Origin of the sequence: Amycolatopsis endophytica, assembly GCF_013410405.1 — a bacterium.
Classification (GTDB): Bacteria; Actinomycetota; Actinomycetes; order Mycobacteriales; family Pseudonocardiaceae; genus Amycolatopsis_E; species Amycolatopsis_E endophytica.
Map to the genome: position 1 here is coordinate 2,122,302 of NZ_JACCFK010000001.1, position 23,276 is coordinate 2,145,577.

The 23,276-nt window shown below is 70.2% G+C and carries 24 protein-coding genes; 8 read left to right on the top strand and 16 right to left on the bottom strand.

Annotated features, from left to right (window positions below):
* Positions 1–3: 3 nt before the first annotated feature.
* Genes HNR02_RS10560 through HNR02_RS10570 form a run of 3 tightly spaced genes read right to left on the bottom strand, consistent with a single transcriptional unit; the run spans position 4 to position 7,549 of the window.
* Positions 4–2,715 carry a family 78 glycoside hydrolase catalytic domain gene (locus HNR02_RS10560; protein ID WP_179772967.1) on the bottom strand — a complete coding sequence of 904 codons (2,712 nt, stop codon included), beginning with the start codon at positions 2,713–2,715 and terminating at the stop codon, positions 4–6.
* Positions 2,712–6,263 (bottom strand): hypothetical protein, encoded by a 3,552-nt coding sequence (locus HNR02_RS10565; RefSeq protein WP_179772968.1) that lies wholly within the window; start codon positions 6,261–6,263, stop codon positions 2,712–2,714. Before HNR02_RS10565 ends, HNR02_RS10560 begins: the two co-directional genes overlap by 4 nt.
* Positions 6,260–7,549 (bottom strand): MFS transporter, encoded by a 1,290-nt coding sequence (locus tag HNR02_RS10570; RefSeq protein ID WP_179772969.1) that lies wholly within the window; start codon positions 7,547–7,549, stop codon positions 6,260–6,262. Before HNR02_RS10570 ends, HNR02_RS10565 begins: the two co-directional genes overlap by 4 nt.
* A gap of 151 nt (positions 7,550–7,700) precedes the next feature.
* On the opposite strand from HNR02_RS10570, the gene HNR02_RS10575 reads away from it, so the two are divergent.
* On the top strand, positions 7,701–8,699 hold the full coding sequence (locus tag HNR02_RS10575; protein ID WP_179772970.1) for a LacI family DNA-binding transcriptional regulator: 999 nt from the start codon (positions 7,701–7,703) through the stop codon (positions 8,697–8,699).
* Here HNR02_RS10575 and HNR02_RS10580 read toward each other — a convergent pair.
* Positions 8,696–8,947 (bottom strand): hypothetical protein, encoded by a 252-nt coding sequence (locus HNR02_RS10580; RefSeq protein WP_179772971.1) that lies wholly within the window; start codon positions 8,945–8,947, stop codon positions 8,696–8,698. The two genes, HNR02_RS10575 and HNR02_RS10580, sit on opposite strands and share 4 nt — an antisense overlap.
* A gap of 78 nt (positions 8,948–9,025) precedes the next feature.
* A complete protein-coding gene (locus HNR02_RS10585) occupies positions 9,026–9,556 on the bottom strand; it encodes a superoxide dismutase family protein (protein WP_179772972.1) in 531 nt (176 codons plus the stop codon).
* 57 nt (positions 9,557–9,613) lie between these two features.
* Here HNR02_RS10585 and HNR02_RS10590 point away from each other — a divergent pair, with 57 nt between their 5' ends.
* The gene (locus tag HNR02_RS10590; protein WP_179772973.1) at positions 9,614–10,123 is read left to right on the top strand and encodes a DUF6328 family protein; all 510 of its coding nucleotides are present in this window, start codon (positions 9,614–9,616) and stop codon (positions 10,121–10,123) included.
* Positions 10,124–10,126: 3 nt separating this feature from the next.
* Here the strand turns inward: HNR02_RS10590 and HNR02_RS10595 are convergent, their stop codons facing one another.
* On the bottom strand, positions 10,127–10,411 hold the full coding sequence (locus HNR02_RS10595; RefSeq protein ID WP_218902768.1) for a DUF3040 domain-containing protein: 285 nt from the start codon (positions 10,409–10,411) through the stop codon (positions 10,127–10,129).
* A gap of 361 nt (positions 10,412–10,772) precedes the next feature.
* On the opposite strand from HNR02_RS10595, the gene HNR02_RS10600 reads away from it, so the two are divergent.
* The 6 genes from HNR02_RS10600 (at position 10,773) to HNR02_RS10625 (ending at position 14,439) form a co-directional block, all read left to right on the top strand.
* The gene (locus HNR02_RS10600; protein ID WP_446680324.1) at positions 10,773–11,195 is read left to right on the top strand and encodes a fluoride efflux transporter FluC; all 423 of its coding nucleotides are present in this window, start codon (positions 10,773–10,775) and stop codon (positions 11,193–11,195) included.
* Positions 11,192–11,563: a fluoride efflux transporter CrcB gene (gene crcB / locus HNR02_RS10605; protein ID WP_179772975.1), complete on the top strand. Its 372-nt coding sequence runs from the start codon at positions 11,192–11,194 to the stop codon at positions 11,561–11,563. The genes HNR02_RS10600 and crcB overlap by 4 nt, the downstream gene beginning before the upstream one ends.
* A gap of 31 nt (positions 11,564–11,594) precedes the next feature.
* Positions 11,595–12,335, top strand: coding sequence for a dienelactone hydrolase family protein (locus HNR02_RS10610; RefSeq protein ID WP_179772976.1), 741 nt, complete (start codon positions 11,595–11,597; stop codon positions 12,333–12,335).
* Positions 12,336–12,346: 11 nt separating this feature from the next.
* Entirely contained in the window at positions 12,347–12,625 is a 279-nt protein-coding gene (locus HNR02_RS10615) for a DUF6295 family protein (RefSeq protein WP_179772977.1), read from the top strand.
* Between the two features lie 209 nt (positions 12,626–12,834).
* Positions 12,835–14,106 (top strand): YeeE/YedE family protein, encoded by a 1,272-nt coding sequence (locus tag HNR02_RS10620; protein ID WP_179772978.1) that lies wholly within the window; start codon positions 12,835–12,837, stop codon positions 14,104–14,106.
* A gap of 96 nt (positions 14,107–14,202) precedes the next feature.
* Complete coding sequence (locus tag HNR02_RS10625; protein ID WP_179772979.1) at positions 14,203–14,439, top strand: hypothetical protein; 237 nt, start codon at positions 14,203–14,205, stop codon at positions 14,437–14,439.
* A 57-nt stretch (positions 14,440–14,496) separates the two neighbouring features.
* Here HNR02_RS10625 and HNR02_RS10630 read toward each other — a convergent pair whose 3' ends face one another.
* The 10 genes from HNR02_RS10630 to HNR02_RS10675 all read right to left on the bottom strand — a co-directional run bounded on the left by HNR02_RS10630 (position 14,497) and on the right by HNR02_RS10675 (position 23,206).
* Positions 14,497–14,703: a hypothetical protein gene (locus HNR02_RS10630; RefSeq protein ID WP_312860968.1), complete on the bottom strand. Its 207-nt coding sequence runs from the start codon at positions 14,701–14,703 to the stop codon at positions 14,497–14,499.
* A gap of 36 nt (positions 14,704–14,739) precedes the next feature.
* Complete coding sequence (locus tag HNR02_RS10635) at positions 14,740–16,401, bottom strand: hypothetical protein (protein ID WP_179772980.1); 1,662 nt, start codon at positions 16,399–16,401, stop codon at positions 14,740–14,742.
* Positions 16,402–16,462: 61 nt separating this feature from the next.
* Complete coding sequence (locus HNR02_RS10640; RefSeq protein WP_179772981.1) at positions 16,463–18,304, bottom strand: hypothetical protein; 1,842 nt, start codon at positions 18,302–18,304, stop codon at positions 16,463–16,465.
* Positions 18,305–18,544: 240 nt separating this feature from the next.
* Positions 18,545–18,979: a type II toxin-antitoxin system VapC family toxin gene (locus HNR02_RS10645; RefSeq protein ID WP_179772982.1), complete on the bottom strand. Its 435-nt coding sequence runs from the start codon at positions 18,977–18,979 to the stop codon at positions 18,545–18,547.
* Positions 18,976–19,260: a hypothetical protein gene (locus tag HNR02_RS10650; protein WP_179772983.1), complete on the bottom strand. Its 285-nt coding sequence runs from the start codon at positions 19,258–19,260 to the stop codon at positions 18,976–18,978. The genes HNR02_RS10645 and HNR02_RS10650 overlap by 4 nt, the downstream gene beginning before the upstream one ends.
* A 55-nt stretch (positions 19,261–19,315) precedes the next feature.
* The gene (locus HNR02_RS10655) at positions 19,316–20,278 is read right to left on the bottom strand and encodes a chitinase (RefSeq protein ID WP_179772984.1); all 963 of its coding nucleotides are present in this window, start codon (positions 20,276–20,278) and stop codon (positions 19,316–19,318) included.
* 13 nt (positions 20,279–20,291) lie between these two features.
* The gene (locus HNR02_RS10660; protein ID WP_179772985.1) at positions 20,292–21,440 is read right to left on the bottom strand and encodes a beta-1,3-glucanase family protein; all 1,149 of its coding nucleotides are present in this window, start codon (positions 21,438–21,440) and stop codon (positions 20,292–20,294) included.
* 140 nt (positions 21,441–21,580) lie between these two features.
* Positions 21,581–21,859, bottom strand: a complete 279-nt coding sequence (locus tag HNR02_RS10665) for a PASTA domain-containing protein (protein WP_218902769.1) — start codon at positions 21,857–21,859, stop codon at positions 21,581–21,583.
* A 332-nt stretch (positions 21,860–22,191) separates the two neighbouring features.
* Positions 22,192–22,455 (bottom strand): DUF3040 domain-containing protein, encoded by a 264-nt coding sequence (locus HNR02_RS10670; protein WP_179772986.1) that lies wholly within the window; start codon positions 22,453–22,455, stop codon positions 22,192–22,194.
* Positions 22,456–22,519: 64 nt separating this feature from the next.
* Positions 22,520–23,206, bottom strand: a complete 687-nt coding sequence (locus tag HNR02_RS10675; RefSeq protein WP_179772987.1) for an SRPBCC family protein — start codon at positions 23,204–23,206, stop codon at positions 22,520–22,522.
* Positions 23,207–23,276: the final 70 nt, after the last annotated feature.

Genomic DNA, 23,276 nt, shown 5'->3' on the forward strand with positions numbered 1-23,276 from the left:
GGCTCACTCTGGGAGCTTCTCCAGTGCCCGCTTGGCGGTGGACCCGTCGGAAAGCGTTTTCATCGCGAGGACGTCCGCCAGTTCGGGCGCCGGCCGGTCGAGGTAGCGCCCCGCGCGTTGCGCGGCGTCCACCGCGTCGTCCGCGATGCCGTGCGATACCAGCAGCGACACCGCGTCTTCCCACCTGGGCGAGCCGATCAGCTCACGAACGGTCCGCACGCGCTGCGGTCCGAGGCACGGATCGGTCACCGTCCAGCTGTGCTTCCCGTGCCGCACCTCGACCTTCTCCCCGCCCGGGACCTGCACCTTCGCCGTCACCCCTGGCGGCACCACGACGTCGAGCGTGAACCGTCCACCGTCGCGTCGCCACGCCACGGAAGCCTCACCAAAGGGCGTCTCGTGGCGGGCCGCAGCGTGTGTGAGAGCGGCGTTCGGTACCGGGCGAACGATCATCTCGCGGTACCCGGGAGAGCCCGGGGCGAGACCGGCGACCGTGCGGTGCATCCAGTCGGCCACCGCGCCGAGTGCGTAGTGGTTGAACGAGGTCATCTCGCCGGGGTTGATCGACCCGTCCGGCAGCATGCTGTCCCAGCGCTCCCAGATGGTCGTGGCGCCCATCGTCACCGGGTACAGCCACGACGGGCACCCGCGCTCCAGCAGCAGCCGGTAGGCCAGGTGCGGGTACCCGGCCGAGGTCAGCGCGTCGGTGATCAGCGGTGTCCCGACGAACCCGGTGGCGATGCGGAAGCCGTTGGTGCGCACCAGATCCGCCAACCGCTGCCCCGCGCGGGAACGCTGTGCGCCGGTCGGCAGCAGCGCCCACTCGATCGCCTGCGCGTACACCGTCGGCGCGTCCGAGAGCACCCGGCCCGACTCGGTGACGTACTCCCGCGCGAACGCCTCCCGCGTACGGGCGGCCAGCTCCGCGTACGCGGAACCGTCGCGTCCCAGCACCTCCGCCGCCCGCGCCACGAGCTCCGCGGAGCGCACGAGATACGCCGTCGCGACGACATCGTGGTCGGCCTTCGCGGCGAACGGGTCGTCCGGCGGTGCGGCGGGATCCAGCCAGTCGCCGAACTGGAACCCGCCGGACCACACGCCGTTCGTGGTCAGCGAAGCGATCTTGTCGACCCACCCGCGCATGCTGTCGAACTGCCTGGCCAGCACCTCGGCATCGCCGAAGCGCTGGTAGAGCACCCACGGCACGATCACCGCGGCGTCGCCCCACGCGGTCGCGGCCGGATCGTCGCCGGGCAGCACGTCCGGGATCACGAACGGCACCGCGCCGTCCGGACGCTGGTCTGCGGCCAGATCGGCCAGCCACGAGCGCAGGAACCCGGCGCTGTCGAACAGGAAGCTCGCCGTCGGGGAGAAGACCTGGATGTCGCCCGTCCAGCCGAGGCGCTCGTCCCGCTGCGGGCAGTCGGTCGGCACGTCCAGGAAGTTGCCGCGCATGCCCCACACGACGTTCTCGTGGAACTTCTCCAGATCCGGGTCGGAACAGCTGAACCAGCCGGTGCGCCGCAGATCGCTGTGCACGACCACCGCTTCGAGGTCCTCCGCACGCAGATCGTCCACTCCGGACACTTCGGCGTACCGGAAGCCGTGGAACGTCAGGCTCGGCTCCAGCACCGTCTCGGTGCGCCCGGGCAGCACGTAGGTGTCGGTCGCCTTGGCCGACCGCAGGGGTCGCACGCCCAGCTCGCCGTTCTCCAGCACCTCGGCGTGACGAACGGTCACCTCGTGCGCGTCCCGCACGCGCAACCGCACCCAGCCGACCAGGTTCTGCCCGAAGTCCACCAGCGTCTTCCCGGACGGCGACGACCACACCTCGACCGCGGGCACGACGTCGGTGATCCGCACGGGCGGGCCTTCCGGCGCGACCAGACGACCGAAGTCGGCGTCGACGACCTCGACCTGACTGCCTGCGGAGGACCCGAGGGTCAGGTCCGTGTGCTGTCCGTCGTACAGGTCATCGGACACGATCCGGCTCTCCGACGCCGACCACTGCTCGTCGGTGCCGATCACCTCGGTCGAGCCGTTGGCGTAGGTGACCTCCAGCTGGGCCAGCAGCGCGAGCCGGTCACCGTAGAGCGCCCGGCGGCCGGTCCAGGCGAGCCTGCCGCGATACCAGCCGTTGCCGAGCAGCACTTCCACGTCGTTGGTCCCTTCGCGCAGCAGCGAGGTGACGTCGTGCGTCTGATACCGCAGCCGGTGCTCGTAGCTGGTCCAGCCGGGCGCCAGAACTTCGTCACCGACGCGGGTGCCGTTGATCGTCGCCGTGTAGACGCCGTGCGCCGTCGCGTACAGCCGCGCGGAGACGATGCCGGACCGCAGCGTGACGGACCGGGTGAGGATCGGCGCGCGTTGTCCGATACCACCGATGGCACGCGGGCTGACGAACTTCGCCGACCAGTCGCCGGGCCGCAGCAGCCCGGTTTCCACGGTTACGGGTTCCGACCACTCACCGCCCGGTTCGACGCGCACCCGGACGCTCGCCGAGGTGCGCGACGGCAGCGGTTCGAACGGCCACGGCACCAGCACCTGCTCGGACGAGTCGACCCGGACCCTGCGCGAACCGTCCAGCTCGACCTCGTACGCGGTCTGGGCCCAGCCAGGATCGTCGGTGCGCACCTGCCAGGACAGCCGGGGCGAGCCGGTGCCGATGCCCAGTGCCCTGTCGTGGTGTTCGAAGCGGACGGCGGTGACGCTCAACGGTCGCTCTCCTTCTCGTGCTGTACCAGCCGCACCGGGCCGAACAACCCCGTGCGGACCTGCCCGGCGGCCACGGCCGACGTGGGTGACGCGTCGTCGAGGTACCCGGCGAGCGTCCCGCGGACGATGATTTCCAGTTCGTTGACGCCCGCCCGGAGCGCGTCCGAGATTTCGGACTGCCACGGGCCCCAGACCAGCTGGTCGACGAGTTGCCCGTTCACCACGACGTCGGCGGTGCCCCGCACCTGCCCGAGGTCGAGCACGACGCGGCCGGGCAGGGCCTCGAACGTCGTGCGGTAGGAGACCAGGCCGCCCAGTGCGCGCAGCCCGAGGTCCTCCCAGCTCAACAGGTCCACGTCGGCCTCGGCGGTTTCGACCTCGATGCCCGCGTCGAGCAGCGCTCCGCCCCGACGCCCGTCGACAGCGCGGAACCGCAGCTCGACCGGGGTGCCGGCGGCCAGCGGGGCGGGGAAGCGGACCCGTCCCTCGACCGGCTTGTGGTCGGTCTCGCCGACCCGCACGACCACTTCGAGGCCGGTCGGAATCCGCAGCGCGACCGCGCCGAGCGGGGCCGGGAAGGTCAGCGTCTCCGTGCGCTCCCCGGCGGGTTCGAGGGTGGGGATCACCGGCACGACCACGTCGCCCGGCGCGGCCGCGGGTTCGAGCCAGTGCGCCCCGGGCAGCGGGTGCGGACGTGGCCACAGGCACAGGAAGCGCGGGTCGCGCTTGTGCGAACGGCGCACCTCGCCCCAGTCCGGACCGCTGACCAGGCGCGGATTCCGCGAGTCGACCGCGACCGGCCCGGTGGTGATCAGCGTGAGGGTGTTCTCGCCGGTGCGGAGGTGTTCACGGAGGTCGTAGGGGTGAATGCGGATCTCGCGGAACCCGGGGTAGGGGTTGAAGTCACCCTGCCGCCCGATTTCGGTGCCGTTGATCAGGACACGGCAGGCGTCCTCGCTCGCGACCTGCACGGTGGCATCGCTGGGCATCTCGTGGAGGTCGAAGGCGCGGTGGACCTCCCCGCCGTCGAGCCATTCCGGTCTGCGGTAGGCCACCGGATCGGTGACGACCGCGAACGACGCTCGCAACGGGCCGTCCTGATCCGCGGTGAACTCGATCTCCACCCGTACGGTCCGGCCCGACGGCAGCGGGCTGAACGACTGGTATCCCGGGCCCTCGGCAGGCACCTCGGAACCGTCCACGAACACTCGCCGCGCCGCGCTCGCCCCGACGGCGAGGAACAGCTGATCCCGCTCGGGCAGCGGCAGATACGTTCGTATCGCCACCGTCTCGCCCGCTCGGACGTGCCGCCAGTCGAGGAACTCCTCGGGCACGTAACCCTTGGGCCCCAGCGTTTCCCCGTGTCCAGGGTCGTCGCGGATTCCGCGGGACAACGACCAGCCGGCGGGCCGCCACCCGTCCGCGTCCCGGACTTCACCGAACACCCCGTAACCGGCAACCTCGTCACCGAAGCGCCAGACCTCCAGCGGCAGGATGCCGTCGCGCGACGGATCGGCGAGGTCGCCGTGCCGGTTGTCCAGAGTGGACTCGGCGACCGCGCGCCAGCCGCCGACGGCCACCTCGCGGACCACCGGCCCGGGCGGCACCGAGGTCGGCTCGGGCAGGTCGTCACCGAACACGAGCAACGTGACCGGGCCGTCGGTGAACGCCACCGAGACTTCGCCGTTCACGACGGGGACGTTCGTGCGCTCCCCGGTGCGTGGGTTCCACCGCTGAGCCCGCCCGGTCACCCCGCGGACGTGGGCCACCCGGCAGCCGGGCGGCACGAACTCGTAGCCGACCTCGTGCAGCTGCCGCCAGTACTCTTCCCACGGGAAGCCCTTGTCCGTCCAGTCCTCCCGGTCGAGGTCGACGATCGGTGCCCGGGTGCCGGTGCGCTCGTCGTGCGCGGTGAGCAGCAGGACGTGGCGGTCGCCGTGGCGCCGCAGCAGGAACGGGACGTCGGACGTGATCCGGGATTTCGGAAGCACGGCGGGCACGTCGTCGGGCTCGGCGACCGACAGCGCGCCGTCGACCGCCACGCCACCCACGCAGACCACCGTGCCACCGGTGGCGGCGAGTTCCGCCAGCCGAGCCGCCGCCTCCGGCAGCAGCAGTTCGACCTCGGGCAGCACCACCGCGCGGTAGGTCTCCTCGCCGATCCGCAGTCCGTCGGAGGTGACCGTGCCGGACGCGATCGTGGCCTCGTCGAGCGTGTCGTGGTCGATCCCGGCCCGCTCCAGCACGCCACGCTCCTCGGCGAACCACGTGCCGACGCCGTTGAGCGCGTGGAACGTGGCGCCCGCCCGCTCGGCGGGTGGCAACGGACCGTCGAGGGTGAGGTAGCCCTGCGCGGTGCTGGTCGGCGACAGCAGCACGACGTCGCATTCGTGCGTCCCGGTCGTCAGCACCGAGCACAACCGGCTCACCGCACCGGAGAACTGGTGGTAGGCGGGCCAGTACGGCTGGCGCCAGCAGGTCGACGGCGGTGCCCACTCCCACCACCCGCCCGCGGTCGAGTAGTAGACGGCGTGCGGGTCGTAGAGCGTCGCGCCACGACGCAGGAACGGCGCCAGCCAGTCGTAGGTCTCCTCGATCGTGCCGCCCCAGCCCGACGAGTGGAACGCCTCGATCCAGGTGCGCGGACGCCCGTGCGCGTGGGCGAGCGAGCTGTGCACCTTCGCGTCACCCCAGTGGTCGCTGCCCGGCGCGCCGAAGCCCGAGTGCGTGCCCAGGTAGTCGCCGTAGATCCGGACCCCGCCCACCGGATCGCCCTCGCGGGCCGGGCTGGCCTGGTCGAATCCGCAGATCAGACCGCGGTGGCCGAGCCACTGAGCCAGTGGATCGAAAAACGCCCGCCTGGCCAGCCGGGCACGGTGTTCCTGGTAGTCCCGCCTGATCCGGGCCGACTCGGCGTCGGCACCCTCGTACAGTGCGGGCAGCCGCGGCACCAGGTCGTAGCCGTATCGGGACGCGAAGGTCTCCGCGAAGTCGTGTCCCCACGTCGGCAGCGGTGGCAGCTCGTCCTGGAAGAACCCCGGGATCACGGTGCCGAACCAGCGGCCGACGTGCCGTTCCAGCTCGCCGTGCACCTGGTCGAGCAGCGCCGCGCAGGCCGGCTCGCTGAAGTAGTCGAACCCGCTGACGCGGTGACCGATCGTCCCGTCGGACTCGCGCTGCAGGGCCAGACCGGCGAACTCGGGGCGGGCCGCGGTGAGACGGCCCTGGAAGTTCGCCCCGGAGAAGCCGATCTGGTCGTACATCCACAACTGGAAACCGAGCTCGTCGGCGTCCGCGCAGGCGCCGTCCAGCAACTCGATCCACTTCGGACTCAGGAACGGCGGGTCGTCGGCCATCGAGCCGAACATCGGGCCGGTGGGCGCCAGGCACATCACCACCGCCTGCCGGACGCCCTGCGACACCAGTTGCTCCATCTGCCACCGGATCCGGTCCGGGGTGACCCTGGCCCCGCTCCACCACCAGATCGGCAGCGGGGAGCACTCGGGGCCGGGGTCGGTGAACCGGGTCAGCAGCTCGTCCGGGCTCATACGGTGGCGCGCTCCGCCTCGATCTGTTCCAGCGACTTGCCGGAGGTGTTGGGCATGAAGAAGAACCCGGTGGCACCGCTGATCACCAGGAACAACGTGAGCAGGCCGCCGGCGAGGGTGAAGCCGCCGCTGGCCAGCGTCGGCAGGAAGAAGCTCCACACACCCAGCAGCGTCCGCGCGACGCCGAAGGTGAAGCCCTGCGCCGTGCCGCGCAGCATCGTCGGGAACAGTTCCTGGCTCCACACCTTGTAGAACGCCTCACCGGCCAGGGAACAGCCGACACCGAACAACACGATGTTCGCGATGATCACCGGCACGTTGAACGGCAGCACCACGTAGATGCCGTAGGCGACGACCTGCATGACCGCGCCGGTGCCCCACATCCACTTGCGGGTGTGGTGACTGCGGTCGGCGAAGCGCATGAACACCAGGGTGGTGACGAGGATGCCGATGACGAACCCGGCCAGGGACAACGCGACGCTCGCCGCCTGGCTGCCCGCGTTGAGCGTCTTGATGACGTACGGGGTGAAGATGCCGGACGTGCCCGCCGCGATGTTCCAGAACACGTAGACGATCCCGGTGAACAGCAGGGCCTTCAGGTGGGCGCCGCGGAAAAGCGCTTTCAGCTGGTGCTTGACGTCCTTTGTGGACGCGGCCGAAGTCCATCGGGCCGATTCGGACAGTCCACGCCGGAGTGCCCAGGTGGCCAGCGCGACGACGAAGAGGTGCAGGAACACGATCCGCGTGCCCAGCAGGTCCAGCGGGGTGAGCGCGAGGGAGAGCAGCAACACGATCACCGGGCCGAGGTTCCACGCGACCTGTGTGAACCCGAGCAGTTTGCCGCGTGCCCCGGACGGGGAGAACTCGCCGACCAGCGCCAGCGACGTCGGCACATCCGCGCCGACCGCGACACCGACGACGAAGGTCCCGACGAACAGCATCGGCGCGTTCACCGCGAGCGCGATGCACAGGATGCCGACGGCGTAGACGAGCAGATCGTACTTGTAGATGCGCTTGCGCCCGAGCTTGTCACCGAGCCGTCCGCCGACGAACGCGCCGAGAGCGCAGCCGATGGCGTTCGGGCCGATCGCGGCGAGCGCGCCCACCGCGCCGTCGGACAGGCCGAGGTGGCTCTGGAACACGGCCAGGCCGGCGCCGAGCGCGACGATCGATCCGGCGTCCAGGTAGGAGGCCATGCCGGCGAGCACGCTCCACCGCCACTGCTGACGGCTGATCGTGCCGCCGTCCTCGACCGTGCTCGCGCCGACCGCTTCACTGGAGGTCATGGCGTCTCCCGTCTCCGTTGACGCGGGTCACATTTTGAAACGTATTAAGCAGGCAGGTTAGCGGTCACGAGGGCCTACCACAAGCATCTGTTCAGAACCTTGAACGTTTCACGCGTGCTAGGCTGCGTCACCAGGGAGAGCAAGGGGACGCATGGTTGGCATCAAGGACGTTGCCCGGCGGGCCGGGGTTTCCATCGGCACGGTGTCCAATGTGGTCAACCGGCCGCACATCGTCTCGGCGGCCACCCGCTCACGGGTGCTGTCCGTCATCGAAGAGCTGGGCTACGTGCGCGACGAGTCCGCGCGCCAGCTCCGGGCCGGGCGCAGCCGCATCATGGCGCTGCTCGTCCTCGACCTCGGCAACCCGTTCTTCGTCGACCTCGCCCGCGGAGCCGAACAGGCCGCGCACGACGCGGGCCTCAACGTCATCACCTGCAACAGTGGTCAGCGCGTCGACCGCGAGGAGTCCTACCTGGCGCTGCTGGCCGAACAGCGGGTGCGTGGCCTGCTGCTGAGCCCGGTCGACACCTCCGGCGGGGCGCTGGAGACGTTCCGCCGCAGCGGGATCCCGTACGTGTTCGTGGACCGGAAGGTGCCCGCGGACGAGGCGAGTTCGGTGTCGGTGGACGATCTGGCCGGCGGCGAGCTGGCCGGACGGCACCTGCTGGAGACCGGGCACCGGCACGTCGCGTTCGTCAACGGGCCCAAGATCCTCACGCAGTGCCGCGACCGCGAGCAGGGGCTGCGGAGCGCTCTGGACGGTTCCGCGGCTCGGTTGTCGGTGATCGAGACGGCCGAACTGGACGTGGTGTCCGGTCGCGACGCCGGTGCGCGGCTGCTGGGCATGAGCCCGCGGCCGACGGCCGTGTTCTGCGCCAACGACCTGCTGGCGCTGGGTGTGCTGCAGGCGATGGTCGGCGCGGGCGTGCGGGTGCCGGACGAGATGGCGATCGTCGGCTACGACGACATCGAGTTCGCCGGCGCCGCCGCGGTGCCGCTGACCTCGGTGCGCCAGCCCGCGCGGCGCCTGGGGCAGACCGCCGCCGAACTGCTGATCGCGGAAACCCCCGAGTCCGGGAACCGGCCCGCGCACCGGTCGGTGGTGTTCAAGCCCGAGCTGGTGGTGCGCGCCTCGACCCAGCGGCGTTAGTGCTTGGCGTGGTAGCGGCGCCAGAGGCGGCGCGGCTCCGGTTCCCGTGGTGCGGGCACCAGGAGGTGGGTCAGGCACTCGGGGCAGGTTGCACCGGGTGGCGCGGTCATCGCGGCGGGCAGGAAGCGCGCGCCGCACACGGCTTCCAGCTCCAGGCCGGGCCCCATGGCCGTGTCCGGCACCGCGTGCTCGGCCGTGCCGTCCGAGTTGGTCACCCAGACCGGGTGGTCGTCCGGGGTCGCTTCCATCGCTTCTCCCCTTCGCCGTCGATCGGGGCCTACCCGCGGGGCGCCGGATCCAAGCCCGGATTCACCAGGCCGTGTCGATCACCCTCCGAAGTCGAGGTTCAGGCAGGCCAGCCGCCCGCCCGCCGTCCCGGCGTGACCCGGGTCCGTGTGCGTGTGTGTCTCGTGCAGGACGACGGAGCCCGGCAGGCGGTCGCCGTAGGTCCAGGCCACGTGCGAGACGGCGAGGGCGCTGCCGTTCGCGCTGGTGGTGAGGTCGAGCCAGATCTCGTTGCGCGGGTTGGCGTACGCCGGGTCGGTCGAGGGCTGCACGGGGTCGGCGATGTGCTGGTAGTGCGGGCCCGAGTCGTTGGGCGCCGCACCGCACGGCTTGGTGTGCACGTGGGCGCCGTACTCGCGGTCCGGCAGCAGGCCACGCACGGACAGCGTGGTGAGGGTGCCGGTGACGGACACGGTGCGGGCCTTGGCCGTCGCCTCCGCCGGCACGAGCGCCTCGTCGTAACGCACCAGCTCACCGGTGGTGCCGGCCTGCACCGGGGAGGTGGCGGACGCGGTTCCGGCGCAGGCGACCAGGGCCGCCGCCGCGGACAGGACAACAGGGACAATTCGCATAGTTCTCCGTCTACTCGTCAACCTGTGTCCGCGCAATTCCTCCCATAGGCTGATCATGTGTCCGGTCATGACGAGGAGACCCCCAACCAGCGGCTCGCGCGCAACGTGAACGAGCTGCTCGGCGAGCTGCGGGTGGCGCAGGCCGGGGTGCAGATCCTGTTCGGGTTCCTGCTGACGGTGGTGTTCACCGGCGAGTTCCGCGCGGCGAGCGGCTTCGAGAAGGGCACGCACCTGGCTGCGGTGCTGCTGGCGGTCACGTCCACCGCGCTGTTGTCCTCACCCGCGGCGTGGCACCGGATCCTGTTCCGCGGCGGCCGCCGGGACGACATCCTGCGGGCAGGCAACAAGGCCGTGCTGGCCGGCCTGGTCTGCCTCGCCGCCGCGATCACCGCGACGGTCTCCCTCATCGCGAAGGTGGTCTACGGCCCGATCGCGATGGCTGTGGTCGGCGGGCTGGTCGGCGTCACGTTCGTCGTGTTGTGGTTCGTGGTGCCGCGCTTCCTGTCCAACCAGTCGGATCCGGACACGCGCCCCTCGCCGCAACCGCCGGTCGATTCCGCGGAGTAGGCGTCAGGGCAGCCGGTGGAGCCAGGCGCGCCAGATGAGCGCCGTGGGGATCGCCGAGGTGAACACGGTCCCGAGTACGAACAGGATCACCGCCTGTGACTGCGCCGCGGCCACGAGCAGGAACAGGCCGATCACCGGGGAACACAGGATTCCGAGCAGGGACAGCAGAATGCCGGACACCCGCATCGGCCGCAGTTCGGCCAGCCGCTGCGCAAGGCGCGGGTTCTCGGCGGCCAGTTGCCGCTCGATTTCCGAGAGTCGTCGCTGTTCTTCACCGTGGAGTGCCATCGCCTGCACCGCCTCTACCGACCAGTATCTCTCGCCGGAGGCTCCTTGTCACGGGTGTGATCTGCGCTTCGCTCCCGCCGTTGCCCCGTGCGTGCTCACGGTGGGTAGGTAAGATTACCTCCCGTTAACCCGATCGCGGGAACCGCTGGGCGAGGGGAGAGCGTCCAACCCGCGAGAGCGAACCGTGTGGGAGTGCACGCGCGGGCGAGGGAGAAGGTGCAACATGAGCAAGACCGACGAGCGCGTCCTCAACGACACGCCGATCTTCGAGGCGCTGCGCGAGGAGTTCGACTTCGACCGCCTGCTCGAGGACCTGGCCGAGGAGCCGAAGCAGGCCGAGTGAGACGTTACGGTGGTGGCCGTGAGCGGTGATCCCGGAGCGGGCACCACCACTCGCCGATCGCAGCTGCCCGTCGTGGCGGCCGTCGCGGCCGGCGGTGGTCTCGGTGCGCTGGCCAGGTACGCGTTGATCCACGTCTGGCCGGCCACGCCGGGACACTTCCCCTGGGCGACGTTCGTCACGAACGTGCTCGGGTGCCTCCTGATCGGTGTCCTGATGGTGCTGATCACCGAGGTCCGGGTGGCGCACCGGCTGGTGCGGCCCTTCCTCGGCGTCGGCGTACTCGGCGGGTTCACCACGTTCTCCACCTACACGGTCGAGTTCCACGGCCTGCTGACCCCCGGTTCGGTCGGCGTCGCGTTCGCCTACCTCGGCGGGACGCTGGTGGCGGCGATGCTCGCCGTCCTCGCCGGTGCCGCCCTGACCCGGCGGCTGGCCCGGTGACGGCTCTCCTCGTGGTCGCCGGTGCGGTGATCGGCGCGCCACTGCGGTACCTCACCGACCGTGCGGTGCAGTCCCGGCACGGCGGGCCGTTCCCGTGGGGCACGTTCCTGGTCAACCTCGCCGGCTGTCTGGTCCTCGGCGCGCTCGCCGGCGCCGGCGCCGCCCTGCCCGCGTCGCTGTACGCGTTGCTGGGCACCGGCTTCTGCGGTGCGCTCACCACCTACAGCACGTTCAGCTTCGAGACGTTGCGGCTGGCCGAGCAGAAGGCGTGGTTCTACGCCGTGCTGAACGTCGTGGTCAGCGTCGCCGCCGGGCTGGGCGCCGCGTTTGTCGGCTTCGCGACCGTGCAGGCGTTTGTGGCGGTGTGACGTGCCCTTCGCGTCGTGCCAGGCTGACGCCATGAGCGATGCGATGCGCGCCGGGACCGTCACGATCACGGGTCACGGCGGCGACGAAATCGAGGCGTACCTGGCCACCCCCCTGGATGCGGCGCCGCGTGGCGGTGTCGTCGTGATCCACCACATGCCGGGCTACGACGCGGCGACCAAGGAGATCGTGCGGCGCTTCGCCGCGAACGGCTACCACGCGATCTGCCCCAACCTGTACTGGCGCGAGGCACCGGGCGCGGACCCGGACGACGCGGCCGCCACCGCGCGCGCCCAGGGCGGCGTGCCGGACGACCGGCTGGTCGGGGACGTCGAGGGCGCGTCCGCGTATGTGAAAGGGCTCGACGGGGCCAACGGCAGGATCGGCGTGATCGGCTACTGCTCGGGCGGGCGGCAGACGTTCCTCACCGCGTGCAGCATCCAGATCGACGCGGCCGTGGACTGCTACGGCGCGTTCGTCGTCAACGACCCGCCGCCGCAGATGGCGGGCATGAAGCCGTTGCTGGGGCTCGCGCCGCGGTTGTCCTGCCCCCTGCTGGGCCTGTTCGGCGCGGAGGACAAGTTCCCCTCGCCCGAGGAGGTCCAGACGCTGTCCGCGGAGCTGGACCGGCTGGGCAAGCCGCACGAGTTCCACAGCTACGAGGGCGCGGGACACTCGTTCTTCGCCGTCGACCGGCCCAGCTACCGCCCCGAAGCGGCGACCGACGGCTGGCGGCGGATCTTCGACTTCTTCGGCAAACACCTGGCGGCGTGAGGAGAGACGACATGTGCACCTACCTGACCGAGCAGATCGAGATCGACGGCAGCGGCAAGACGGCGCGGGGCTGGATCGGCCTGACCCACGCCACCGTGTACGTGGACCACCCCGTGCACGCCCAGTACGGGCACACGGTCAACATCGACTTCCTCAACCCGGCGGAAGGCCCGTCGGCGCGGGTGCCGCTGGAGCTGACCGAGGAGGCGGCGCTGGCTCTGGCGGAGGCGATCCACCAGGCGATCGCCTCCGCGCCGAAGGGCCTCGCCTCGGCGAACCAGCCGATGTGACGGCCCCCACCGCACGTTCTCCGATGTGGCATTGGTGGCGTCGGACGCTACCAATGCCACATCGGTGGCGTTGAACGCTACGGAAGTGGCATTGGGGAGGCAGGCAGGCAGGGAGGCGTACCGCACTCTGGGATGACCTGGGCGAATACTTCACGGACTTCTAACGTTGTCCGTGGTTGATCCCCTGGTCCGTTTCTTGGGAGTGCGTTGTGTCCGCTGTCACCGACCGGCCGCCCGCCGGCAATTTTCTGCTGAATTCGCCGACCTCGTGCGCCGCGCCGGTTCCGGAGCCCGAGGAGCCCGTTCGCTGGGTGCCGCTCGTGGTCGCGGGGCTCGGGTCCGTTGCCCTGAGCTGGTACGTCTGGGCGACCTACGGCGGCAAGTTCGGGGCGCTGCTCGTGGTCGGGCTGGCACTGGGCCTTGCCCTGTTCCACTCGCGCTTCGGGTTCACCTCGGCGTGGCGGCAGCTCATCGCCGTGGGCAACGGGGAAGGGCTGCGGGCGCACGCCCTCCTGCTCGGCACGGCCGCCACGCTCATCGCGCTGCTCGTCGGCACCGGCACCGGTCTGTTCGGCACCACGCCGAAGGTCACGGCGGGGCCGATCGGGCTCGCGTTGTTCGTCGGCGCCGCACTGTTCGCGATCGGGATGCAGCTCGGCGGCGCGTGTGCGTCGGGCACGTTGTTCGCGGTCGGCGCGGGACAGTCGTCGATCGTGCTGACACTGTTCGGATTCATCGCCGGGTCCGTGTTCTACACCTGGGCGTTCCCGGTCTTCGACGGCTGGCCGCAGGTGTCCGGCTTCCTGCTCGCCGACCACGTCGGCTGGTGGGGTTCGTGGGCGGTCACCCTCGCCGTGCTGGGACTGGTCGTCGTCGTGACCCGGTTCGTGCAGGCGCGCCGCAACCCGCCGCCGGTGGGCGTGCCGCCGACCGCGAAGGGCTTCGCGCGCCTCTACCGCGGTTCGTGGCCGCTGCTCGTCGGCGCGCTCGTGCTCGGGGTGCTCGCCGCCGCGGTCGTGCTCGTCTCCGGCGGCACCTGGGGTGTCACGTTCGCCTTCGCGTTGTGGGGCGCCAAACTGTTGCAGCTGATCGGTCTGCACCCGGAGACCTGGGAGTTCTGGCAGACCACCAGCAACGCCAAATCGCTCGCGGGTCCGATCTGGACGGACAAGACCAGCCTCACCGACATCGGCATCATCCTGGGCGCCGCGGTCGCGGCCGCGGCGGCGGGCACCTGGAAGTTCCGCGCCGAGGTCCCGTGGCGCACGGCGGTCGCGGCCGTCCTCGGCGGTGTCCTGATGGGCATCGGCGCGCGCCTGGCCGGTGGCTGCAACATCGGCGCCTACCTCGCCGGTATCTCCACCGGCAGCCTGCACGGCTGGTTGTGGGGAGTCTTCGCGCTGGGCGGCACCTGGATCGGTCTCAAGCTGCGGCCGCTGTTCGGGCTCGGCAACCCGAAGCCCGCGGACAGCGTCTGCTGAGTTCCCACGCCGTGGAATGGCAGGACAGCACACCCGCTGTCCTGCCATTCTTCGTTGCGGGGCAAGGAAACCCCGTTACCCGAGAAAGGTGGGAACATGAAGAAGACCGTGATCCGGGGTCTCGTCGCGAGCGCCCTCGCCGGGGCCGCCGTGTTCGGCGCGGCGGCACCCGCACTGGCCGCGCCCGCACCGCAGGACGTGGTGATCGTGGACGAGCCGGACACGACCAACCTCGACAACGCCTACACCTTCGCGCCGCTGGGCGTGCCGGTGTTCGGCTTGATCCGCTCCGTCAACGCGGTGCCGGGCAAGCTCCTGCCGAGCTTCGGCTGAGGCTGAACGCCAAGAGGACCCCGCGCCACCCACCTGGCGCGGGGTCCTCTCGTGTGTTCAGCCGGCCAGGAACGTCAGCAGCTCGAACACCGGAGCCAGCGCCGTCGTCGGCAACTGGACGGCCGGGTCGAGCACCGAGCCGAGGTCCGCGCCCGGCACGAGCCAGATCGGTGTCTCCGCGGCGCTCGCGACGCCACCACCCAGGCCCAGCGCCGCGACCGCGATCGCGCCACCGGCCAGCACCCTCGCCACACTCCTACGCACTTTCCTGCACTCTCCTTTCCTGATCCGCCCGGGTCTTCAGCCGAGCGGAAAACTGATCGCCACGACGGTCCCCTGGGGGATGAAGTGGCCGGGCCCCTCACCGGCGATGTCCATGCCCGGCGCGTGCGGCTGTTCCGGGTTCATCGGCATCGCGGTGACCTGCGCGGAGGCGTACACCTGCACGCGGGGCGGCGCGGGCTGTTCCGGGCCGAGCCACTGCTGAAACCCCGTCACCGTCGGGCTTTCGCCGGGGAACGCGTTGTCCAGGGCGACGGCGTAGCTGACCGCCGCCTGCTCGCGCGGATCGAACCGCAGCGGCGCCATCGAACTCGCCACGCTGTTCACCAGCGGCCCGGTGAGCAGCCACGGCGCGACGTACAGGCCGTAGGGGTAGGCCGGGCGTTCCCGTTGTACGGCCGCGGCGCCGTCGAGCGCCGACGCCGCCCTGGCCCAGCCCGAAACCACCACGAGCGCGGCGGCGTCCGGCCGGACAGTCAGGTGGTTTTCGGTGGCCGCGGCCCGCACGACCTGAGCTGCCGCGCTGCCACGCGGCGACGAATCACCCACGATGGTCACCGAATCGGCCTGCCGCGAGGCCAGGAAACCGACGAGCTTCCGCAGCGCCTCGGCGTCCTCTTCGGACAGCGCATCGGCCGGGCAGCTCGCCAGGATGTCGTCGCGGCCCGCGATCAGCCCGCCCAGCGCGGTGGTCGCGCACTCGGGTCCGTCCACACCGGATGCGGTCACCGGGCCGGTCTCGTGCCCGGCGTCCACCTCGACCCTCCGGTCGCCCACCGTCAGCTCGCTGCGACCCGTGGGCAGGTCGACCTCGGCCCAGGCACCCGAGGCGCCGGGCCGCGCCACGGCCTGGACGACCGGTCCGTCACCGACCCTGACCGAACCCGGTTCGGGCAGGTGGACGAGGTTGCGGCCGGGGCGTTGCGGGCTGACCAGCACCGGGCCGCCACCCGCGTCGGCCAGCAACGGCACACCGGGAACGGGCAGGTCGGCCGGCTTCGGTACCGCGACGAACGCGCTCCACGCGAGGAAAGCGGCGGCGACACCGACGATCGCGACCCGCCGCCACAACACGCTCGCGACGATCGGCAGCACGAACGCGGCGAGCAATGCGACACCGAACAGCGTTTCGTAGAGCCGCCGGTCGAAGGCGACCCCGGACAGCACCAGCTGGAGCGCGGCGGCGAGCGTCAGCACGCCACCGAGAGTCCACGACAGCGGGCCGAGCCGCGGGGCTTCGGCGCGTGCCAGCGACAACGCGGACAGTCCGAACCAGACCGCCGTGCCCGCGACGTACACCGTGTCGATCGCGAACTCCACACCGGACCGGCCGAGCGCTGTTTCGAGGATCAGCAGCACCAGCAGCGCGACGGCGATCCAGCGACCGATCGGCGGGCGGAGCAGGGCCAGGACCGGAACCGCGAGCACGAGTGCGGCGTGCACGACCGCGCCGACGACATTGACGTCGAAGGCGATCGCCGACACCACGGCCAGCACCGCGGAGACCACGCCCAGCGCGGCGGTGACCTGCCAGAGCCGGCGCGGCAACGTCTCGACCGATGGCCGGATCAGCCCGGTTCCGGCGACGAAAGCCGTGGCGGGCAACAACACCAGCCGCACGAGCAGCGCGGCCAGATCCAGTCCGGCCGAGCCGGTGGCCGGATGGGACCCGTGGTCCATGAGGTACCTCTTCCGCACGGCGGCCGTGCGGGGCCGGGTCCGGCCCCGCACGACCACGTGCTTACTTCACGTCCGCGTCAGCGACGACGAACAGTTCCGAGTGGGGTTTGGCGTTGCCGAAGTCACCGTGCGGCCACGACTTCCGGTTGAAGTTGATGCCCACCTGACCGGTGAACTCGTCGCGGAAGTCCTGGTCGACCGCGGCCTGGCCGTCCGGGGACAGGTTCACGATGTTGACCTTGTGGTCACCGTCCAGACCGGACCGTGCCACGAAGTAGTTCGACACCGCGACCCGGTCCGGCGAGGTGGTCTCGTGGTAGAAACCGTCCTCGCCCAGCTCGAAGTTGTCGTAGGCGCCCCAGTGCGGGCCGGCACCCGGGGTCCCCGGGTTGATCGCCGCGGCACCCGCGAGGGTGGGCAGCACGCCGTTGTCCGCACCGCTGCGGGCCTGCTCCTTGGTCTGGATGCCCGGACCGGCCCAGTCGGGACCCTGCGCGAGCAGGTTCTCGATGTTCAGGACGTAGACGCCCCCCGTGGTGCCGGGGTCGTCCGGCCCGAGGGTGCCCTTCTGCCGCCCCTGGATGGCGCGGTAGAGGAACCGGTCGTCCGGGCTGGTCTGGATCCAGCCACCGTTGGAGCTGGCGCCGACGCTGTCCTTGTTGCCGAACGCCGTGTTCGCGGCACCGTCGTCCCACACCTGGTACCAGTGCGGTTCGGCCTTGGTGATGTCCGGCGTGTAGAAGACCGCGCCACCCTGCATGGTCTGGGCGAACGCGCCCTTGTGACCGGGCAGGTGGGTCACGGTGTTCTCCATGACCGCGCGGCTCTCCGCGTACAGCGGGTCGTAGTCGTCGGCCCGCGGACCGTCCGGCAGGTAGGACACCGACTTGAGCTTCGGGTTGTTGCGGTCGGAGATGTCCCACGTCCGGACGGTCGGCCGCCGCAGGTAGGGGGAGGGCTGCTTGACCGGGTCGAGGATGATGTTGCGCGGTTCCGCGTAGTCACTCGTGACCAGCGTGTTCAGGTCCTCGCGGGCCTGGATGCCGTGTGGGTTGGCGCAGGTCGGCTGGCCCAGTGTCGGCAGGTTCTCGCACAGTTTGTCGTTGTCGCCCTGCGGGGTCGCCGCGGACGTCTGCGACAGGACCTGCGCGTTCTGGTCGAACCGCACGACCTCACCGGGGCTGCCGGCGAAGCCGTTGCTGATCACGGTCTGCCCGTTGGCGTAGGTGTAGGGACCAGGCGCGACCGGCCCGCCCATGTACGTGCCGTAGGCGGTGCCGTCCTTGAGCACCCAGTACGCGTCCGGAACCGAGCCGCCGAGCGTCTGCGTCGGGAGACTGACGCCCTTGAGCTTGAGCTCCGGCAACGCGCTCACGTCGAACGCGTAGGTCGCGGCGAGGAACAGGGCACCCGCGTAGATGGTGTCGCCCTTGTGCCACACGTACTGCATGTGGTGCGGCTCGTTCTCCACCAGCGGCCCGACGGTGGCCGTGTTGACGACCTTGCCGTAGGTGGAGGACCCCTTGGTCGCGTCGATGACGGCCAGGAAGTCCGGACCGGGCAGGGCGTTCTTGACCTTGTTGAGGCCGCCGCCGAGCGTGCCGGGAAGGTTCTTGATGTCCTTCACGGCAGTGTCCGCGATGTTCTCGTCACCGGCCCAGACGAGCAGGTACTCCTTGCGCTGCCCATTGTTTTCACTGCGAATTTTATTGACGTCGCCACCGACGAGGTGGTTTTCCACCCAGTACTGCTTGCCGTCCGCCCCGGTTTTCGAGTCGGTTTTGACCTGCACGTCGGCGTAGGCGCTGGTGGTGGTTCCCGTGTAGGTCACGGCACCGGCGGCCAGCGCCGCGGCCGCGACACCGGTCAATATTTTTCGCCATGTCGGCGATTTCAGGCGCATGCCCTCTCCATGTTCTGATAACCGAATCCCGTGCCCGGAAAAGGGCACAGCTCTCCCCTGGACTGTTCGAGGGGAAAGTTCGCGTCAGCTGATCGACATGGATGGGAATGGTGTCGGGAGTACCAAGTGAGTGTCAAAGGAGTGTCAAAGGCTGGGAATCACGAACAGCAAAAGTTCCCCGTGTCACCCTGACGAGTGACACGGGGATGGTGTTCGATACGGGGAGTCAGGAATATGGGCTCATGCTGGCTGCTCGACCGGCAGTCCCGCGAGAGTCGCGGCGTGGGCGAGTGCCTTGTCGTAGGTGATGAAGGCCCGCAACTCCGGCCCGGCTTCGAGAGCGCAGACAAGGTGGATCGCATCGAGCGAGCCCACGTGCGGGTCGTCGGCGTACATGCCTGCTCGCAGGAACGTGTCGGTGTCGACGACGATCCGGTCGATCCAGTCCAGGAGGTTCGCGGCGGTGGTGAGCCGTTTGTCCAGCTCGGCCTGGTCGACGCTCAGCTGCCGCTGAGCGTTGTAGCACGAGCGTCGTACGACGCGGAGAACTTCGGTCAGCGCGAGCTCAGAAGTGAGTACTTCCTCCAGGTGATCGTCAAGCCGTTCCCGCAGGGCCGCGGTTTCCTTCTCGGTGATGACGAGCTTCACCAGAGCGCAGGAATCCAGGTAGATCAAGTGCGCTCCCGGGCCCGCATCTCCAGCAGAATTTCGGAGAGCGTGGGGCCGTTCTCCGTCGCGGGGAGTGGGGACCAGTGCACACCCCGTCGCCCTGGGCGCAGGCGCCCGCGAGCGACGAGGTCGGCGCGGTGCCGCTCACCGGGAGTGAGCGGCACCAGCCAGGCGACCGGCAGCCCGTTGTCGGTCACGGGCACAGCGTGATCGATCTTCGCCAATTGGTCGGCCGTGAGCTTGCTCAGCTCGCGCATGGTCACGGCGCGTGGTTCCTCATGGCTCATGTCCCGCAGACTACAACGGTGTCGGACACCGCTGCAGTCCGCAGGACAGCGCAGGTCAGGCCAGCGCGTCCAGGTGGGAGCGCACCGGTCCGGAGAACGACCAGTTCGACGAGGCGTCCCAGTTGACGGACCACGTCATCACGCCGCTGATCCCCGGCCACGCCGTCTCCGGCACGTACGAGCCGCAGTTCGTCTTCGCCGCCAGGCAGTCGAGGGCCGAGTTGACCACCGATGGGTCCACGTAGCCGCTGCCCGCCGCCTGGGCGGTGGCGGGCAGGCCGAGCGCGACCTGGTCCGGACGCAGCACCTGCAACAGGTTGCAGGCTTGCGCGGTGACGAAGTCGACGCCGCCCTGCGACACCACCTGCCCATCACACCCGAGCATGCTGCCGGAGTTGTAGTACTGCGTGTGCACCACCGTGATCAGCGACTTCACGCTCTCGATCAGCGTCAGGTACCGCCCGCCCGGCTGCACGTCGAGCGTCTGCGGCGCCATCGTCACCAGGAAGCCGTCGCCCATCCGGTCGTGCACCTGGGTGATCGCGCTCGCGGTGTTCGCCGCGTCGAAGGTGCTCTCCAGGTCGATGTCGATGCCCTGGATACCGAAGTCGGTGGCGATCCGGGTGAACGACTCCACGAAAGCGCTTACCCGGTCGGCGCTGCTGAGGTCGATGTTGCCCCGCTCGCCGCCGATCGAGAGCACCACCGACTTGCCCGCCGCGCGTTTCGCCGCGATGTCGGCCTTGAGGTCGGCGTCGGTGTAACCGCCGAGCGCGTTCGACAGGTCCGGGTCGACGCCGAAGGTCACCGCGCCCGGCGTCGCGGTGTCCGCGTTGGCGAAGGCCAGCACGATCACGTCGTAGGAATCCGGCACCTGCGACAGCTTCAACGGCTGCGCCGCGTTGACGAAGTTCTGCCAGTACCCGGTGAGCTGCTTGGACGGCAACGCGGCCTGCGCGGGCGTCCAGCCCAGCGCCACCAGGATCCCGGCCAGTGCGAGCACGATCAGTCTCTTCATGTCGGACGCCTCTCTAGAACGGGGTGAGGGTGACGGTGCAGGACGTGGGCGCGGGATCCTCGATGTAGGAGGCGAACCCGCCGACGTCGTCGAACGCGAAGCCGTACGCGCGGCCGTCGGTGGTCGCGGCGTGCATGACGCGCGCGTAGTGGTTCGTGACGGGGTTCTGGTAGAACGCGCCGGCGTCGGACACCGGCTGGTCGGCGTGGTCGAGCAGCGTGGTGCGGTTGAGCGCGGCACCGAGCAGTGCGGCGACGGGCCCGGTGAGCCCGTCGTTGGGTGCGGCCAGCGCGCCGTCGCAGAAGAGGATGTCGCGTGTGGACGGACGTGCGATCGGGTTCGCCGTCCGGCCGGAACCGTCGCTCACCACGAGGTTCCCGTCCGGGCCGACGCGACCGCTGAACGTCGCCGACCCGGTGTTCAGACGCAGGTCGGTGCCCGCGTACTTCGACCACACCTGGTCGGTGTATCCGTCGAAGTACGTGGTGGAGAACTTGCCGGCGTCGAGACCATGACCAGGGGCGATGACACGCAGGTCGTCCACGACGAGGTTCGCGAAGTCCGCCTGCGCGCGCACCTGGTCGAAGATCTGCGCCCGTCCGCCCGCCTTGAGGGTGCCGGTGCTCTGCGAGGCGGCGCCGGTCAGCTGGATGGACAGCGGCACGCTGAACTGGTCGACCATGGTCGTGTTGCAGTGCATGCCGAGGTCGTCGAGCGTGAACTCGACGGAATCGTGCAGGATCCCGTAGTTCGGGTCGCCCGACACCCAGCCCGCGGGGTACTGCAGCGCGGGGCGGCCGGCGCCGTCGGTGACGGCTTTGAACTTCAGCTTCTGTCCCAGCGCGAAGTACAGCCGTCCGGACATCTTCGGCACGGTGATCGTGGTGCCGCCGCTGGAGGCCAGCGGGATGCCGTAGTCGGTGAACCCGTCGGATCCGTTGTCGGACAGGGAAACCGGCACGATCGCGCCGTCCGCGGTCACGTGGAACTGGGTGCCCGAGCTGTCCGTGCCGACGAGGTAGCACCAGATCGACGTGTTGTCGTAGGCGCCGCTGTTGTTGACGATCGTGAGGGGCAGCGTGGTCGCCGCCCAGGCCGGTCTGACGGCGAGCGCCACCGCTCCGGCGCTGGTGGCGACGAGGAAACTCCGGCGACTCAACATCGGCAGACCTTTCATCCGTTCGAGTGGATGGTCTGAACCAATGTGAGTGACGCGGGCGGCAACGGACAATAGGCTCATCAGGTGAAGCGCTGACAGGAACTGTCCGGCGCCGGGACTTCCGGGACGAGGTGCCTTCCCGTTCAGGCAGGCTGGAGGGTGTCCGCTTCCTCGGTCGGCGGCGGCGTGAGTGGATCGTCGGCTGGGCGGCGGCCGTGCTGGGTGATCAGGACGACCGTGGCGCCCTCCTCGGCGCCTGCCGCGCCGATCGGCGCCTGCGCGACGACCACGCCCTCCTCCGGTGCGGGCATGCCCTCGGGCCCGGCCGGCACCAGACCGGCGCGGCGCACGATCGCACACGCGTCGTCCGCACCCAGGCCCACGACGTCGGGCACCTCGACTACCGGCCGGTGTCGCCGCATGCCATCGAGTCTAGGCGCAGATCGACGACGTTCGCCCAGGTGCGGGACGGGGTATACCGGAGAGGTCGATGCCGACCGAGGAGGACGTCATGGTGCATCCCGAGCCTCCCGGGCCCGAGCCGATCCCGCCGGGGCCGGGGCCCGAACCGGTGCCGCCGTCTCCGCCCGGGCCCCCGGTGCCGCCCACGCCACCGGAGCCTCCGATGCCGCCGCCGGACCCGCCGCTGGAGAGCCGGACGCGACCGGAGCGGCCAACACGGTGACCGGGGCGGCCAACACGGAGACCGGGGCGGCCAACACGGTGACCGGGGCGGCCAACACGGGGGTGGGGGTCAGGGGCGGAGGGCGCCGATGCGGAGGCAGACGCCGGTCGTCAGGCTCAGGATGCCGACGAACAGCAGCAGCACGTTGCCCGCCACGGCGCCCAGTCCGATCAGCCCCACGCCCGTCACCATGAGCACCAGGCACAACAGCCGCCTGCCGAGGTTCCACTGCCGCACCCGGCCCTCGCGCAGTGATCTGGTCAGTTCGGGGTCCGAAATCTCGAACCACTGCTCGATCGCCCTGAGCTGCTGCTGTTCGTTCCGGCTCAACATGGCCGCCCCTGGGTCGCCGTCGACTCTGTGTGCTTCGGCGGATACCCGGATCAGCGCAGGTCAATCAGCCCAGAACGCGGTTCAGCCAGTCTTCCCACGCACGCGTGAGGCGGGCGGCGTCGACCTCGGTGTCGTAGACGTAGTGGGCCACCGCGATCGACAGGTCGATCCGGTCCCGCAGGTGGAACCGGACCAGCCCGTCGGCGGTGCGCAGGCCGAGCGTGCCGTGCCGGGTGTAGTCGACCTCGGCGTCGACCACGTCGCCGTCGAGCGAGAGGCGCGCGCGGTCGCCCACGGCCGGGTTCTCGCCCAGCTCCAGCTCCTTGCGCAGCAGCGCTCGCGCCCTCTCGTCGGCAACCTTGGGGCCCTCGGCTTCGACGTATGTGGCCCGTGCGCCGGCGAAGTGGCGGAAGTACGCCGCCAGCGTGTGGAAGTACAGGTCCCAGCCCTTGCCGGTCTGGTCCTCGTACTCGCCGGACCAGTCCTCGTCGAGGACGCCGCTGTGCACGAACCGCAGCACGGTCGTGCCGCCGTCGCGTGCCTCGATCAGGTAGTCGAAGGCGTGGGTGTCCGCGTCGACCCGGAGGTGCTTGGGCGGGTCCCAGGCGAGGACGTTCGCGGCGCCCGGATCGAGGTTCTCGATCGGCTGGAACCACGCGGTGTTGCCCGCCTCGGTGCTGATCGCCTCCCACACCTGCTCCGGCGTGGCCGCGAGGACCACCTCTTTGCGCAGCTCGAATTCTCGTGGCATGCGCCCCACCCTGCTACCGACAAATAAAGTTGTCAAGGAAGGCTCACCCGCCGGGTGGTTTCCCCTACTC

Excerpts from the sequence above, each read along its gene's own strand:
- HNR02_RS10565 (WP_179772968.1), bottom strand. The coding sequence starts at position 6,263 with ATGAGCCCGGACGAGCTGCTGACCCGGTTCACCGACCCCGGCCCCGAG.
- HNR02_RS10570 (WP_179772969.1), bottom strand. The coding sequence starts at position 7,549 with ATGACCTCCAGTGAAGCGGTCGGCGCGAGCACGGTCGAGGACGGCGGC.
- HNR02_RS10575 (WP_179772970.1), top strand. The coding sequence starts at position 7,701 with ATGGTTGGCATCAAGGACGTTGCCCGGCGGGCCGGGGTTTCCATCGGC.
- HNR02_RS10580 (WP_179772971.1), bottom strand. The coding sequence starts at position 8,947 with ATGGAAGCGACCCCGGACGACCACCCGGTCTGGGTGACCAACTCGGAC.
- HNR02_RS10585 (WP_179772972.1), bottom strand. The coding sequence starts at position 9,556 with ATGCGAATTGTCCCTGTTGTCCTGTCCGCGGCGGCGGCCCTGGTCGCC.
- HNR02_RS10595 (WP_218902768.1), bottom strand. The coding sequence starts at position 10,411 with ATGGCACTCCACGGTGAAGAACAGCGACGACTCTCGGAAATCGAGCGG.
- HNR02_RS10610 (WP_179772976.1), top strand. The coding sequence starts at position 11,595 with ATGAGCGATGCGATGCGCGCCGGGACCGTCACGATCACGGGTCACGGC.
- HNR02_RS10615 (WP_179772977.1), top strand. The coding sequence starts at position 12,347 with ATGTGCACCTACCTGACCGAGCAGATCGAGATCGACGGCAGCGGCAAG.
- HNR02_RS10625 (WP_179772979.1), top strand. The coding sequence starts at position 14,203 with ATGAAGAAGACCGTGATCCGGGGTCTCGTCGCGAGCGCCCTCGCCGGG.
- HNR02_RS10635 (WP_179772980.1), bottom strand. The coding sequence starts at position 16,401 with ATGGACCACGGGTCCCATCCGGCCACCGGCTCGGCCGGACTGGATCTG.
- HNR02_RS10640 (WP_179772981.1), bottom strand. The coding sequence starts at position 18,304 with ATGCGCCTGAAATCGCCGACATGGCGAAAAATATTGACCGGTGTCGCG.
- HNR02_RS10650 (WP_179772983.1), bottom strand. The coding sequence starts at position 19,260 with ATGAGCCATGAGGAACCACGCGCCGTGACCATGCGCGAGCTGAGCAAG.
- HNR02_RS10655 (WP_179772984.1), bottom strand. The coding sequence starts at position 20,278 with ATGAAGAGACTGATCGTGCTCGCACTGGCCGGGATCCTGGTGGCGCTG.
- HNR02_RS10660 (WP_179772985.1), bottom strand. The coding sequence starts at position 21,440 with ATGTTGAGTCGCCGGAGTTTCCTCGTCGCCACCAGCGCCGGAGCGGTG.
- HNR02_RS10665 (WP_218902769.1), bottom strand. The coding sequence starts at position 21,859 with ATGCGGCGACACCGGCCGGTAGTCGAGGTGCCCGACGTCGTGGGCCTG.
- HNR02_RS10670 (WP_179772986.1), bottom strand. The coding sequence starts at position 22,455 with ATGTTGAGCCGGAACGAACAGCAGCAGCTCAGGGCGATCGAGCAGTGG.
- HNR02_RS10675 (WP_179772987.1), bottom strand. The coding sequence starts at position 23,206 with ATGCCACGAGAATTCGAGCTGCGCAAAGAGGTGGTCCTCGCGGCCACG.